At 42.7% G+C, this 15,667-nt stretch carries 8 protein-coding genes; 1 reads left to right on the forward strand and 7 read right to left on the reverse strand.

The features are described from left to right. Positions 1–6: 6 nt before the first annotated feature. The 7 genes from HMPREF1534_RS01570 to HMPREF1534_RS01540 all read right to left on the reverse strand — a co-directional run bounded on the left by HMPREF1534_RS01570 (position 7) and on the right by HMPREF1534_RS01540 (position 14,650). Positions 7–3,159 (reverse strand): type 1 glutamine amidotransferase family protein, encoded by a 3,153-nt coding sequence (locus HMPREF1534_RS01570; protein ID WP_005944779.1) that lies wholly within the window; start codon positions 3,157–3,159, stop codon positions 7–9. A gap of 13 nt (positions 3,160–3,172) precedes the next feature. Continuing rightward, positions 3,173–5,557 carry a hypothetical protein gene (locus HMPREF1534_RS01565; protein ID WP_005944783.1) on the reverse strand — a complete coding sequence of 795 codons (2,385 nt, stop codon included), beginning with the start codon at positions 5,555–5,557 and terminating at the stop codon, positions 3,173–3,175. A 13-nt stretch (positions 5,558–5,570) separates the two neighbouring features. Continuing rightward, positions 5,571–7,169, reverse strand: coding sequence for an alpha-galactosidase D (locus tag HMPREF1534_RS01560; RefSeq protein WP_018451818.1), 1,599 nt, complete (start codon positions 7,167–7,169; stop codon positions 5,571–5,573). A 40-nt stretch (positions 7,170–7,209) separates the two neighbouring features. After that, the gene (locus HMPREF1534_RS01555) at positions 7,210–8,349 is read right to left on the reverse strand and encodes an acyltransferase family protein (RefSeq protein ID WP_005944789.1); all 1,140 of its coding nucleotides are present in this window, start codon (positions 8,347–8,349) and stop codon (positions 7,210–7,212) included. A gap of 103 nt (positions 8,350–8,452) precedes the next feature. Further along, positions 8,453–9,946: a RagB/SusD family nutrient uptake outer membrane protein gene (locus HMPREF1534_RS01550; RefSeq protein ID WP_005944792.1), complete on the reverse strand. Its 1,494-nt coding sequence runs from the start codon at positions 9,944–9,946 to the stop codon at positions 8,453–8,455. A gap of 24 nt (positions 9,947–9,970) precedes the next feature. Further along, positions 9,971–13,372, reverse strand: coding sequence for a TonB-dependent receptor (locus HMPREF1534_RS01545; protein WP_005944795.1), 3,402 nt, complete (start codon positions 13,370–13,372; stop codon positions 9,971–9,973). A 252-nt stretch (positions 13,373–13,624) separates the two neighbouring features. Continuing rightward, positions 13,625–14,650: a FecR family protein gene (locus HMPREF1534_RS01540; RefSeq protein ID WP_005944798.1), complete on the reverse strand. Its 1,026-nt coding sequence runs from the start codon at positions 14,648–14,650 to the stop codon at positions 13,625–13,627. Between the two features lie 146 nt (positions 14,651–14,796). Between HMPREF1534_RS01540 and HMPREF1534_RS01535 the strand changes: the two genes are divergently transcribed. After that, entirely contained in the window at positions 14,797–15,378 is a 582-nt protein-coding gene (locus HMPREF1534_RS01535) for an RNA polymerase sigma-70 factor (RefSeq protein ID WP_005944801.1), read from the forward strand. The last annotated feature ends 289 nt before the right edge of the window (positions 15,379–15,667 follow it).

Genomic DNA, 15,667 nt, shown 5'->3' on the forward strand with positions numbered 1-15,667 from the left:
TGCTGTTTATAAAGACAACTTGTAAACGTGTATACCGGGAGAAGAGAAAGAAACTTCTTTCTCCAAACCATTGCTTGCAAACATAAATTTAACGGTATCGGGACCGGTAGTCTGAACCCTCACCGTCCATCCGTCAGACTCTTTCACAATAGAAAGTACATCGGTGGTATTACTTGACGGAGCTGCCGCCAACTGAGCCGCACAATGAATCGTGCCAAGTTGATAACGGGCTATAGATAAGCGGAACTTACCCTTTCCATAGATAAAGGTATAAGGATGCGTTTCCTCATCACTCTGCCAATCCGTATTCAAAACATAAAGCGTGCGACGTTCACCGTCCTGCCATGCCGTAAATCCTACCGACGGAGCTGCCTCTATCCAACCGTTCTCCGCCTCCGGATGAACTGTTGAAGCGGCAATATCCTGCATCACTTTTATATAAGCTGCCTTCAGTTTATCCTCTGCCGGATAAAGGGCTTCCGGGAAATAGATGACCTTTCCTTTGCCATAGTTCAATGTTGTTTGTTGCATCAGGCTCCGATAGTCTTCTCCCAACAGTTCACGAACGGGTGCATCATCCTGCGGAAAACAAGGCTTTTCATCCGGTTGCAGACAGGCATTGATATGGGCAGCAGACAAAATCAGTGTTCCTCCATGGAAGACATAATCGCGGATACGTTCAAAATCACCTTTGTCATATGTGTTCCATCCCAAGAAAATCATGGCTTTGTAGCGGTTCATTACATCTTGCGGAGCCTCAACCGGCAGCAAGTCCACCGGACCGTAAGGCGTAGAGGTAAACCATCCTTCGGGACCGCATCCGTCAATGATGTGGTCGGGATAAAACACTTTCAGCAAGTCAAAACTTTCGCAAGCCTTGTTGAATTTCCATTTCTCGCCTTCTTGTGACCACAAACTGCCACGCCCAAAAGATTTCCATGCATCATTCCGTCCCTGAATCACAGCAATATTGCTATGAAACTCTCCACGACGGCTATGTGTTTCAATAAAATCAAGGACACGATGCTGTGCTGCCAGATGTTCCTTGCCCGACGGAGAATAACGGTCGTTCATAAATTCATCTGTCCACAAAGCTTCTTCCGTATTTATATGTGAAGAACCGTGCATATAAGCCACAGCCAGTGAAAGATAGAGACGCAACGAATGTTTAGGGTCGGTGAAAGGACCGCTTCCCCATTGCATGGCATGCAACGAGCCGTATGTCGGACGACTGTATGCCAAAGACGCACCACGCAAAGCAGAAAGTATCGTCTCTTCAGGTCCATACATTTGTTCGGCTCCCACCCATTCATAACCTGCCTGATAAAAATAACGAAATAGAGAAGACGGACCTGTATGACGCACGCTTTCTCCTTTAGAGTAGCGCAAGTTGGATACCAGTTTGCGGGCTCCGTCCGCCATATCGGTCACAGCCTCCGTATCATAATGGATAAATGTGCCGTGGTCTGTATAAATAGGACGATGCTTTGCAAAGATACCTCCCCAGGGACGATTACGGGCAGCCATGTCCGAATGCAATCCCTGATATTTGAAATGTTGCCAATAATAGTAACCACCGTCATTCTCATGGGCTTGTTTTCCACGGAACATGGGGGAGGCAAGTTCTTCATTCGACGGATTCAGACGACTACCTGCCAAGGTTCTGCCTTCTGCCTGCCATGCGTATGGTATCTTCAAACCATCAAGCAAATGAGTATAATAACCAATTATTTCCGGGTCGGTGATACGGCATCCACTCCATTGGTAAGAGGGGCGGAACTGATACCAGTTGCCTACACGTTGCGATATATACCATTTAAAGAAATAACTGTATGGAGTATATTGCTTGTCGATATAGATTTCATCTCCTGAAGAAATATAGATGTTTTCGGGAGCCCGTTCCACAATCTGTTCTATCGCAGCAGACTCGCTACGGCTACCGTCGCTGAATTCCATCTTCACATCGGTCAGACAAGAATCCGCCCTGAACTCTACAACATGCAGTCCGGCTTCTTTAAATCGGACCTCTTGCGTGGCCGGTTGCAGAGCGGCATCGCTCTTTACTTGCAATTTCACATTCGGACGGTTTGTCTCAATCAACACGCCGAAAGAAGCGGACTTGGAAACATACTTAGGAACTGAAATAATTTCAAAGTCACGGGCAGTCTCTTCAATCACCTCCAACGTGCGCATTTCGTAAGGAAAAGCAGCCCGGTGAGGCTCTTTCAACAAAGAGAGCTTAAAACAGCCTGTTCCCTGCAGGTCTCCGGGCAACAGGATATAGAAATCGGACACATTGGAAGCACGGTCAAAGATATTTCCCTCGAATACTTCCCGACCATCAAATTCCAGCCTCCAGCGCGGCCAACTGCGAGTCGCCAGATTACATCCTACCCAATAATCCACCTGACTCGCTTTCTGTGCAAACTTGGTGAAAGGGACATGCCACACAGTTTTGCCATTCTGCTCCAAACGGGGCGCTTCCAGCCAACATTCACCACTGAAACCGCTTCCTCCTGCACACAGCAGAGCGCAAGCCACGTTATCGGGCAATGTAAAAGTATGGCTGACATCCTGATACTTTCCCGTGCCGACAGGGACAGGCACAAATAACACGCTGTCGGGAGTATCAAAAATATCCTGCGCCGCCCGTCCGGGTTTCTTGTAATAAAGTTCCAGTTCCAATCCGAACCGACCCTTAACGTCTACAGTCAGCTGCCGGCGACGAACCACCGGAAGATGCACAGTCAGCTTCCCCGGTTTAAGTGCCTCTCCCATGACGCGGAAGTAGGCATAACGCTCAAAAGCATCATTCTCTCCCTTGAAATAGAGGGAGTAGCGATCTTTACGAGTAACGACAGAATCCAAATTGTCATCAATAAAAAACTCACTTCGACGGAACATCTCTTCACCACGTTCCTGAAAGGGAGCAGGCATCTTGACTCCACCCGTTACACGCAGAAACTTACGAGTGGGGTAAGCACGTTTGGGAAATGATACAGTTTGTTCCAAACTATGTCCGGGCTGCAAGAGATAAGGTCTTTCCGGCGCTTCCGAGGAATAGATAACCCGGCGTTCTTCCTTGTAAGGTGTTTCCCCAAAAAGTGGAAACACCTGTACAAAAGACAGAAGCAATAATAGCAAAGAGTGTGTTTTCATATCATAGAATCAATTATAGATAAATGTCCTTTCCAAAAGCCCAACCCAAATACGATTGTTTCAGGTCTTGAGTTTTACCATTGAATGATACGGTATAGGCTTTTCTCAAATTACAGTGCAGATTGACTATCTGCTTTTCATTTGCTTTTACGGTCAGCTTGTTTCCCTGACGGGTTACCCGGCAGTTATAGCCTATCACTTCGCCATCGGGCCGTTCTACAACAAACGCATTGGTCAACATTGTCTCACCGATACATTTAAAAAGCTCGTGCACATCATTATCCTGTGTATTGACTGTCTGCCAATCACTAATCATATTTACATATTGCTCACCAATCACAAACTCACGGGTATCATATAATTCGGGATGCGGATTGCCAAAACTCAATGAATCTTCCGTCACATGAGTATCGGCACTACAAGCCTGCTTCACTTTCAGATACGGGTCGACCACAAAAGCCCAACGTAAATCTCCCGTACGGAAATCAATCAAATTGGAGAAAGCTCCCATGGCATTAAATGTCTCTTTCAACCAACGTTCTTCACCGGTCAACAGATAAGCATAATAGGTGGCATAAGCACGCCAGCCACTCCAGCCGTGAGGCGAGTTGAACATATTAGGCAACATCTGCACGTCATATTGAGCCTCCCAATAACGCATGGTTCCTCCACGACGGCGGGCATCGGGAACACGCAACTGAGTCAGACAATCATGACTGTTCAATATCTGTAACATGGCATCCGTATAATGTTTGCGCTCCTTTTCATCCTGCTGCATCAATGCAAGCATACCAATCTGAAGCGCCGAACAGGAAACCATCCCATCCTCAAAAGTCAGCTCACCTTCGGTCTCAAAATCGCCTTGTGAGGCCACCAACTGGTCGATGGCACGTTTGGCAGAAGCATAGTGACGGTCGGCAGCCTCTTTCCACACACTCTCCGTCTTACCCAGTTCACGTTCGACCAAAGTAAGTTCCAACATACTTTTCGCTACATAAATAACGCTGGTATACACCGTATTATGGTTTACGTAAGCTCCGTCTTTACGCTGCCAGGTATTCATCAGCCAGTCCGCCAGACGAGAAGCCTTCTTCAAATCCTCTACATCGCCATAGGCTTCATATTTATCAACCAACAATCCTATTGTTCCCGATGTATTCTGAATACGTGAGGCATGATATAACGGCACCATCTTTGTCCGGTCGTGCAACAGCCCGAACAAATAATCAAAACGACTGCGCAAAGCCTCATCCAGTTGCTTTTCAGGGAAATACCTGGCTGCAATAAAGGAAGAATGGAAACCATACCAACTCTCGATATGGGAAGTTGCTTTCTGATGATATTTCAATGCACCTTCTCTGGCACGCTCCATAGTCCATTCCCAAGAAGCGTGGGCAGACAATACACCTTGCGACTGCTTGTCACCGTCTGTAACCTTCACTGTATACAGTCCCACCGAGGGAAGCATACAAGATACCTCCTTCACATGACCCGATTTACTTTTCACTGTAACCTTCTGAAGCTTTCCTTCACTATCTGTCACTTCGACAGTCGGAGCGGCTGCAAGTACTTCAAATGTTGCAGTCTCCTTAGGCTGATACACCGTTTGAGGCATACGAATCATAGGCACACCGGCCACCTTATGAATCGTTTCTTCAAATTCGCCCGGAGTATTGATATCAACAAAGGCAATCGTCCACGTTTTACGTTCCCCTTGTTTCAAAATCCACAAATCTTGCGGACAATGCTGAGGCAAAGGCAGTGCATTCATCAAATCAAGGTTCAGGGATTCGATACGATGTCCCATAAACCAATGAGGAGCGGGGTCTTGATATCCCAAGTTATAATCCACGCTCCATGATGCAACAGGCTGCGGTGAGACAACACCCAATGTATGTCCCGACGGAGTCTGAAGATAACCATAGAAATGAGTTTTCTCGTTCATCATCAGCGTTGGGAAATACTTACCGAACCAATCGGGATACTTATCCATATAAGTATCAATCCCCAATTTCAATCCTGCCTTTACGGGTTGAAAAGGAACATTTCCCTTGTTTTCCAATATAACCTCCATAGCAGGCTGTCCTTTCCATTCTTTATAAGTAAGACGGCACTCTACACCATCGATGGTTGCACGGTAAGACCGATATCCATCCGGTATCCAGTCCGCTTTTATATTCCCGTTACCCATATTGGCGTAGAAACTGGGCCCCATATTACTCTTATCATGGAAAAAAGGCACCGTATCATTACGCTGACTGCCTTTAAAAACAATCTGCTCCAATGTCCCTTTATCCGAAATACGACATTCCCATCCACTGCGTTTCCATATTGTAGTCTGTGCAAAAGCACTCATTCCCCATAACAAGGTTCCTATAATCAAACAACTTTTCTTCATGGTATAAATCCTATTATTCTATTTTCTTCAGAGTAAAGCAGTCGATATCGGGTGCCCAGCAATAAGGACTTCCCATACGGACTACATTATTTCCCGGCTTCAAACGCACCTGCACTGTTACGGAAGCAAGCTGCTGTCCATCGGTTCCGGCAAGGTCTTTCAGCAGGATACTCTTTTCATTGTTTACTTTAATTTCCAGTTTGCGGTCTGCATGAGGCACATATTGGATGGTCATTTCATACATTCCGCCCTTTTCACTATATACTTTATTCCATTCGGCATAGTTTTCGGCACGTCCTCCCAGATAGCTGACCTTCATCCCCCCGGACGCTTCCTTCATCGGTGCATACAGAATGGTTTTCGGGCGCAGTCCCAAATCATTAAAACAAGGCAAATAAGCCCACTCAGCCTCATAACGCACAGGTTCAAGACGCTGCTCTGCTTCCATACGCAAAATCAGGACACTATGTGCAGGCAATTGCCGGTTCAGTGTCCCCTGAACTGCCTTAAGGTCTTTTTGCTTCACCAAATCACGCATCTTCACTTTACCTCCCATTTCCAAAACACTCATGGGAACAGAGAAATCACAAATACTGTCCGAAGGGTTATACAAAGCCACCGCACGCACTTTGCCGCGTTCCTGTTCTATATCCTTTACCAGCACATAGCCCTTATTCTCATGCTGCACCACATAGGCCTGTAATCCCAACGGGTCTTGATTTAAGGCAATCAGTTCCTTATTCTTCAAGAGTTTCAAAGAAGCCTCGGGAATCGTTGTCAGGTCACAGCCTATCAACAAGGGAGAACTCATGATACACCACATACCGAAGTGCACCTCTTCTTCCTCCGGTTTCAGTCCACGGCCAATCTCCAGCATATCCATATCATTATAATGACCGTCTCCGGCATACGCAGAAAGATACAGATTCTTATCAATGATATATTTCACCGACCCCCATTCCGGGCGGATATCACTACTGATACGCCAAGAGCAGCCGATATTCTTTGCCCATGTACCCGGAAAAGCCCATCGGCACACATTAATGGAAACATGGTTACCCGCCACTTTATCAAAAGCACGGCGAATCTCCGTATATCGTTTTTCCTCATCCAGACTCAACTCCTGAGAAGCACCGCAATAATCTATCTTAATGAAATCGAACCCCCATTCATTGAAGTATAAATCGGCATCCTGATGCTCATGACCATACAAGCCCGAACCTACTCCGTTGACATCCTTATCCCAAATGGAACCGCAAGTATTGCTTCCGGCATCCGAATAAATACCGGCTTTCAGTCCCAAAGAATGAATATGGTCTGCCACCCCTTTCAGTCCGTTCGGAAAACGTTCCGGATGAGTCTGCATCGTGCCGTGCTCATCACGCCAACCAAAAAATCCGTCATCTACATTGACATAATTATAACCTGCATCTTTCAAACCTTTCTGCACCATGGCATCGGCCTGCTTCTTTATCAAAGCCTCATTGATATTCACCCGATAGGTATTCCACGAGCTCCAGCCCATAACAGGAGGATCAAATACATTTTCATTACCGGCAAAAGTCATGGAAGACATGCCCAAAGCTAACACACATAACAATAATTTATTCATAATAAATAACCAACCATTAATGAATGCTTTATTAATTCCATCAGATCTTTATATAAATCTTCTTTTTATATAAATATGCTCCGACCAACCATACAACTCCCACAAAAAGAAAAGCATAGACAAATGAAGTAAAGGCATTATCACCCAACCAACCGGATAAACCGGCATATATAATGTCGTGCATATTCTGTTCTTGCAGTGGTAAACTGTCAGCTAATATATATAATATCTCACTAAGTACATAGCAAAACAACGGATTTACACCAAATATGGCAAAAATCCAAGTCTTCTGATATTTCTTCGTCACATCGATATACCACAGCAGAATAGACAAAAGAAGAGCAGAAAAACCGCAAGTAACCAACACAAATGTAGGCGACCACACCTTTTTGTTCAGAGGACATACATCCTGTAGCAGAAAGCCCGCTATCAGCCCCATAGCTCCATAAAGGAACAAACGGTTCAACTTATCTTTCATATCGGGGGTCTCCATGCAAATCTTTCCAAACCAGAAACCTATCAGAACTTGGGCAATAGAAGGAATCGTACTCAACACTCCCTCCGGGTCTATTCCCCGGTCATTATACATGTGTGATAACCCCAGTACAGACTTATCCACATGAGAAAGAATATTCTCCGGGCCGTATACAAATCCATTGCCGACCAACAAGATTCCATAATATACAATCAAAATGACTGCCACCAGATAAGGGATATAACGATGGCGGACCGTAATGACCAGCAATGAGCCTATTCCATAACACAATGCAAGGCGTTGCAACACACCCAATATGCGTACATGAGCCAGCGATGCAAAAGCCGCCTTCCAAGGACTGCCAACAAAATCGGGTTGCAGAGACGCCTCACGCAATGTGCCCAGAAAAGTAGCGGTACCATAAATAAATGTACCGATAATAAAAATAAGAAAAGTACGACGAATAATTTTCAGAAATAACGCCTTATCCAAAGTAAAGGAGAATTTCTTCAGAGAAATATACATGGACATTCCCATCATAAACATAAACAAAGGATAAATGACGTCCGCCATCGTCAAACCATTCCAGGAAGAATGTAATAAAGGGGGATAAACATAACTCCATGTTCCGGGACTGTTCACCAGTATCATGCCTCCTATCGTCAGTCCGCGAAGCACATCCAAAGCCAACAAACGCTGTTTCATAATAATGAGATATTAGATTAGAGAGTCAAAGGTATAAATAAAAGATATAGTTCTAAAAAAGGCTGCCGGATTTATTTTCCCAGCAGCCTCTTTATCTTAATTATCAGTATCCGGGATTTTGGATAATCTTACCTTTACTCTCGTCTATTACACTTTGCGGCAGCGGCATCAGGGTCATATAATCCTGTGCTGTGGGCGACTGTTTGTATTTGCGAGCATACTCAATATATCTTCCATAACGAATCAAATCCGAACGGCGAACACCTTCAAACCATAATTCATGTCCGCGCTCTGTCAGCACCGCTTCAAGGAAGGCATCAGCTCCGGCAAAGTCAGCCATAGTGTAAGCAGGAAGTCCGGCACGTGTATGTACCATATTCAGCAGTTCTACAGCTTCCGGAGTCACAGTATTACCTTCGCGAACAATCGCCTCAGCCAACAAAGTAAGCACATCGGCATAACGGTATACAATCCAGTCAACCTGACTTTCTTCGCCGGTAGCATCAGGATCTTCACCATACTTAACAGGCATTGCGCCTTTTATCAATACAGAACCGGGATTTTCTTCATTATAGTGAGTTCCGTCTTCTGCAACAAAGTCGCCTACCAATACTTCCAAACGCTTGTCAGCCGAATCGAAAGTATGATAAAAATCCCAAAGAACACGATAGCCGCCCCATTTCTGGATATTTGGATTTTTAGTCGGGTACTCGCTGGAAATAACATGAGCCAGCCACATCTGCTGATTCACACTGCGACTGCAAACACATGCCCAAATTGTTTCAGCATTGCCTTCATTCTCCAATGTAAAAATATCCTTATAGTTATCCATCAACCTATAACCATATTCCGGCTTCATCAATTCACAACCACATTCTACAGCTTTTGCCCAATTCTGTTCATGCATATAAAGTTTCATCAATACAGTATAGGCCAACCCTTTGGTAAAGCGGCCATAATTCGTATCCGATACTTTATAAGTTGCCGGAAGAACAGCAATGGCAGCCTTCAAATCATCTTCAATGAATTTCACCATTTCCTCCCGCGATACACGAGGAGCTACTTCATCAGACAATGGATTATTCAACAAATCCAAAGAAGCAATCTGAATAGGACCATACATATCATAAAGGATATAAGCCAACCATCCACGTCCACAATGCAATTCTGCATCCAAACGTGCTTTCACTTCCTCATTCATGGGAACATTGACAATACGCTCCATAGTCAAAGTCATTTTACTTATATCGCGGATATAAGTACTGTAAGTAGTAGTCAGCCCACCGGAATTGGCTGTAAAATTCATCTGAATCATATCCGGCCAAACTGCATCATCCCACTGACAATCACCGATATCAGTACTCATATCACTGATGACATGAATACCTCCCTGCGAAGAAGCATACAATCCGCTATACCAATTCGAACGGAAAGGAGCATAAGCGGCAGAAGTCACCAAAGCCTTCGCATCTTCTTCATTTTTAGGAAATATACCGGGATTAATCACATTATACATTTCAGACTCCAGATTAGTGCAAGAAGGACAAAATGCAGTCGCAGCCAATACTACGGAAAATATTGATAATATCTTTTTCATTTCAATCTTATCTTTTATAGGTTATTAAAATGTAATATCCAATCCTAAGCTAAAGCTTCGTACGTTAGGATATGCCCAAACAGAATTATCTGTCTCAAGGTCGAGACCGTCATACGGAGTAATAGTAAACGGATTATTGATATCTGCATAAACACGAATGCTCGACAATGCCTTTTTAACCGGGATAGTATAACCCACAGTTATATTACGGCAACGTACAAACCAGCTTTTTTGCAGATAATAGTCACCAATTCCCCAAGTACTCTTGTTCTGGAAATAACCGGGACGAGAAGCAGACTGATTATCATGTGTCCATACTTCCGCTGCACTGGTAGGCATATTGTAGCCACGATACATATTTACAATACCTGTCATACCGTCAGCACCTGTCAACCAAAGGTCTTTATAAGAACCGGCATTCAAGACATTGAATTGTCCATAGAAATAAATATTAAAATCAAAGTTCTTATAACGGATAGTGTTATTCAATCCCATCAAATAACCCGGGTCCGAACTTCCGTATATTACTTTGTCGGCATCATCCAATTTACCATCAGGTTTACCGGACTTCAAAGGAATACCGTGTTTATCTACCTGAACAGAACCATCCTCATTATATACATAACCATTAATATCTTTAATCTTTACCTGTCCCGGCAGTGAACCCGGCATATAGTCTACTGTTTCTCCGGGCTGAATCAAACCGTCTGAAAGATATCCGTACATATAACGGATAGGAGCATTATACTGTGAATAAGCAGCAGGCTTCCAGCTTGCATCACGAGTATTCCATTTATCACGATAGAATGAGAAAGTAAAGTCTGTATTCCAACTAAAATTCTTTGAGTTAAAGTTAGTAGTGTTTATTGTCAATTCAAATCCCTGACTTTGGGTTTTACCTATATTGGCGGCAATTTTATCTGCCTCATTAAAAGTGAGCAAACTACGTTCAGCCAGCAAATCGGAAACTACCTTACGGAAATATTCAGCAGTTACGTTCAAGCGGTTATTGAAGAATCCCAAATCAAGACCAACATTCCATTCTGTAGTAGTTTCCCACTTCAAATCAGGATTACCCATCTGACTCAAATACACGCCAATAGACTCTGTGCCACCGAATTCATTGTTATTACCGGTCTGATAGTAACTGATAGCACGGTTACCGATATTAGAGTTACCGGTCTGACCGAAACTGACACGTAATTTACCATTAGAAAGAACAGAAGTCATCGGTTTCATAAACTCTTCTTCGGTAAATCTCCAGCCCAAAGCTACCGACGGGAAATACCCCCAACGATTATTTTCTGCAAAGTTGGAAGCTCCATCGGCACGCAACGTAGCAGTCAGCAAATAACGATCTTTATATGAATAATTTACACGACCAAAGAAAGATGCCATTTCATCTTTTGAGGCCGAAGAGCCCACAGAAGGTTTCGGATAAGCTCCGGCTCCCAAATTATTATATAAGAAACCGTCAATCAAGAACTGGCTGTTGCCGGCATACAATGACTCATCTGTAAAACGTTGGAATGAATAACCTGCCAAAACACTGAAATTATGATCTCCCAATCTCTTGGTATAATTAGCAGTAAGTTCCATCAAATAATCCGATTTGTCATATTGAGCAATATCGGCTTGTCCGCCTTTCTTCTGACCATACAAAGTAGTCTTGGGCATATAAACACTACGCTTCTGGTAGTTACGGTCAATACCGAAATTAGCCTTCAAAGTCAAATCCTGAATAGGCTTCACTTCAACAAACGCAGTAGCAAGCAATCTCTCTTTCATTGTTTTGTCTGTGATTTCCAGCAATGATACCGGATTAGGCAAGAAAGCAGCCTGAGAGTTCAATGTGTAATCCCCGTTTTCATCTTTGATCGGTAACAGCGGATTAAACTGTGCAGCAGCCACCATAATACTTGCATTCTCATTCTGTCCCGAACCTAAAGGCACGTTATTGGTTTGATTTCTGGACAAAGTCATGTTAACACCTAAATTAACATACTTACTAACCTTCTGTTCCAAATTAATACGACCCGTATAGCGTTCCATATCATTATTCTTCACTACACCGTTCTGCTTGAAGAAGTTTCCTGAAACCAGATATTTGGTTGATTCAGTACCGCCTGTAACAGATATATTATGTTGAGTCTGAAAACCTGTACGGGTAATTTCGTCAAACCAATCTGTATTATGGGCAGGAGCATTGATTTGAGCATCTGTATAATAAGGCTTATAAGCAGTAGAAGCCTCACCTTCGGTTTTTCCACCATATACACCGATACCGTTCGCTCTCATCCATTCTTCCTTGGCATAGCGATTGGATTGTATCATAAAGTCTTGAGCACCCAACATATCATAATCACTTGCCAGTGTCTGAACAGTAGCCGTACCGGAATAAGTCACTTTCGGAGCACCTGTTTTACCCTTTTTAGTAGTGATGATGATTACACCATTACCGGCACGTGCACCATAAATAGCTGTAGAGCTGGCATCCTTCAAGACCTCGATAGACTCAATATCATTCGGGTTGATAGAAGCCAAAATATTATCCGAACTACCCGCATCATATTTACCCGTTTTAATAGCATCGTCCGAAGTCGGATTTACCGGAAAACCATCGATAATCACCAACGGATCGTTACCGGCATTGACAGAAGCAGCACCACGGATGCGGAAGTTAGAACCACTACCCGGCTGTGCACTTACCATATTTACTTGCAAACCGGCTGCCTTACCTGCCAAAGCGTGACTGATAGTAGATACCGTACCCACAGGAGCATCGTCCATCTTCACAGATGCAACAGCACCGGTTAAGTCTTTTTTCTTCATTGTACCATAACCGACAACAATAACTTCATCCAACATTTCCGTATCTTCACTCATAGTAACAGACAATGGCTTGCCGGCCTGAGATTTCAAAGTCTGTGTCTTATAACCAATATAAGAAACTTCCAATTCCGCTTTAGCCGAACTTACAGTCAAAGTAAATTTACCATCCATATCGGTAACAGTACCGTTTGTTGTACCTTTTTCTACTACACTGGCACCGATAATAGGTTCACCGGTCGCATCCAGTACCGTACCACTTACCACTGTAGAAGCCTGTTTAACAGCTTTAGTTCCTTCTGTAGAAAGAATTATTTTTTTATCTAAAACAGAATAAGTAACATTCGTTCCGGCAAATACCTTCTCCAGAACTTCAAACACATTTCCTTGATTAGCCGAAACAGACACACGACGATTCAAGTCTACATGTTTATTATTGAAAAAGAAATCAAAACCGGTTTTTGCCTTAATCTGATTCAATACTGTTTCAACTGTTTGATTACTAGCATCAATGCTGATTTTTGTTTTTTGCGCATACGTTTCTGCTGCATGAGTCAAGCTCAATGAGCAGGCAAGAAATAGAACACATAGTCTCATAAACAAAGGGATTTTGTTAAATGATAGCCATAACGACTTTATCATCCAGAATACTTGGATGCTAAAAGGATTTTGCATAATTTTGTAAAGACTGAGGTTAATAAAAATGTTATCTTAGCTTGTCGCCAAACAAGCTTTAAAAAGTTTTCATTTTTCCATGCGGTAGATACGCCAATATCTTCCGCATGTTTTTTGTTTTAAGGCGCTCTTTTCTGTTTCATAATATTTTCTAAAAGGTTAATAAGGTTTTATTTAATATATCTCTATCCGCTGTTTCTTATCGGAAATTTCATCACTGTCCAAATAACGCCAATTTATTTTGGACGAGATTTTAAAATATTCCAAGATACGTTCCAAACGCTGTGTAGAGAATGTTCCTGTAAACGAATACTCCTTAATACGATTACTCTTCACAACAAAGTCTACATTATAACGTTTGCCTAACATATGGAGAATATCCTCCATAGAGGTATTTTTAAATACTATTTTACCATCTTTCCAAGCAATCTCCGATTCGCAAGAAGTAGCAAACATTTTCGTCTCACCCGATTCCGGAGTATACACCAGCTTATGATAAGGTTTCAACTTTATCATTTTAGCTTCTCCTGCTTTATCTTTAAAGAAAAAGCCGACACTGCCTTCCACCAGTGTAGTCGATATCCGACCATCGGCAGCATAAGCTTCCACATTAAAACCGGTTCCGTATACTTCTATTTGTGACTGATGTGCAGTAGAAACCACAAAACGTCTTTCCTCATCCTTCGTCACATCAAAATAAGCCTCACCAATCAATTCCACCTCACGGCTTTCGCCCACAAAGCGGGAAGGATAACGCAATGAAGACTCAGAATTCAAATAAACAACAGTGTTATCGGGCAATACAACCGAGGTAGTCATTCCCGGATTTGTCTTTATTTCAACCATTTGAGCCACCTCCTGCTGCTCATCCTTATCCTGATACATCCACAAAACAGCAATCAATAGCGGGATGGACAACATCGCAGCTATTCGTTGTGTCCATTCCCACCAAGAGATTCTTTTTTTGTTCATCCTACCTTTTACCTTCCTTAATGCCTTTTCCGTATCTACACTTTTCATCACATGCAATGTATCGGTGGCCAGATAAAGCGCATGAATCTGATTCATTATTTTACGATGAGATTCATCTTGTTCTATCCATTCTTCCACCAACCGACTTTCTGCCGCTGTTGTCATTCCTTCACAGAAACGAGGCAACAGCTCCTCTATGTTGTTATATGTATTATCTGTATCTGTCATTTTTGAGAGCTCATTTATTATTAAGACAAACCCCGAAGAAAGATTCCTAAACAAAAAATGGTATTTTTTTGAAAAAAGATGTTTTAGTATTAAAAGCATAAATGAAAAACTTATCTTTGCAGACGAGTTAACGAGGAATAATCAAGATGAAAACAGACAGAAATATGGAAGATATGGCTCTATTGAGTTCCCTCCGAAAGGGGGAACAACAAGCATTCGACAGTCTGTTCAGGAAGTATTATCCGATGTTATGCGCTTATGCCCGCCGCTTTGTTGAGCTGGAAGATGCGGAAGAAATTGTTCAGGAAATCATGCTTTGGATATGGGAAAAACATTCGGAGCTAATAATCGAATCTTCCCTTAGCCAATATCTTTTTAAAATGACCTACCACCGGGCATTGAATCTGATAGCCAAGAAAGAAATCATCAACCGGGCAGAAGCAGTTTTCTATACCAAGAATCAGGAAATGCCGGAAGATGTGAATTACTATCAAATAAAAGAACTGACCAAAAGAATTGAAAAGGCAATAGCCGCATTACCCGAATCCTATCAAACGGCATTCATTATGCATCGCTTTAAAGGCATGAGCTATAAAGATATCGCCGTTACTTATAATGTATCCCCCAAGACAATAGACTACCGCATTCAGCAGGCTCTGAAATTATTGAGAGAAGACCTAAAAGATTATTTGCCACTGACGGTATTGCTGGCATTGCATATCGGCTGATTCAGACTTATAATCTTTCCTATATTGCCTCGGTTAAAAACAGCCTCAACAAGATTAGTTGAAAGTAGGTTTCACACATATCATGAAGTCAACCTGTTGCTACACAAAACGTTAGCGTGAAAGGAAATAAGTAAGATACAAAAATACGAGGAACAAGTGAAATAAATAGGTCGAAACGTCTTAGAAAAAAGACCAAGGTCTTTTTCTAAAACACTTAAGTCTTTCTCAGAAACTCTTTGGTCTTTTTTTAAAACCTCAAGGTCTTTTCATTACGATACGTTGACATCTG

Source organism: Phocaeicola massiliensis B84634 = Timone 84634 = DSM 17679 = JCM 13223 (assembly GCF_000382445.1).
Classification (GTDB): domain Bacteria; phylum Bacteroidota; class Bacteroidia; order Bacteroidales; family Bacteroidaceae; genus Phocaeicola; species Phocaeicola massiliensis.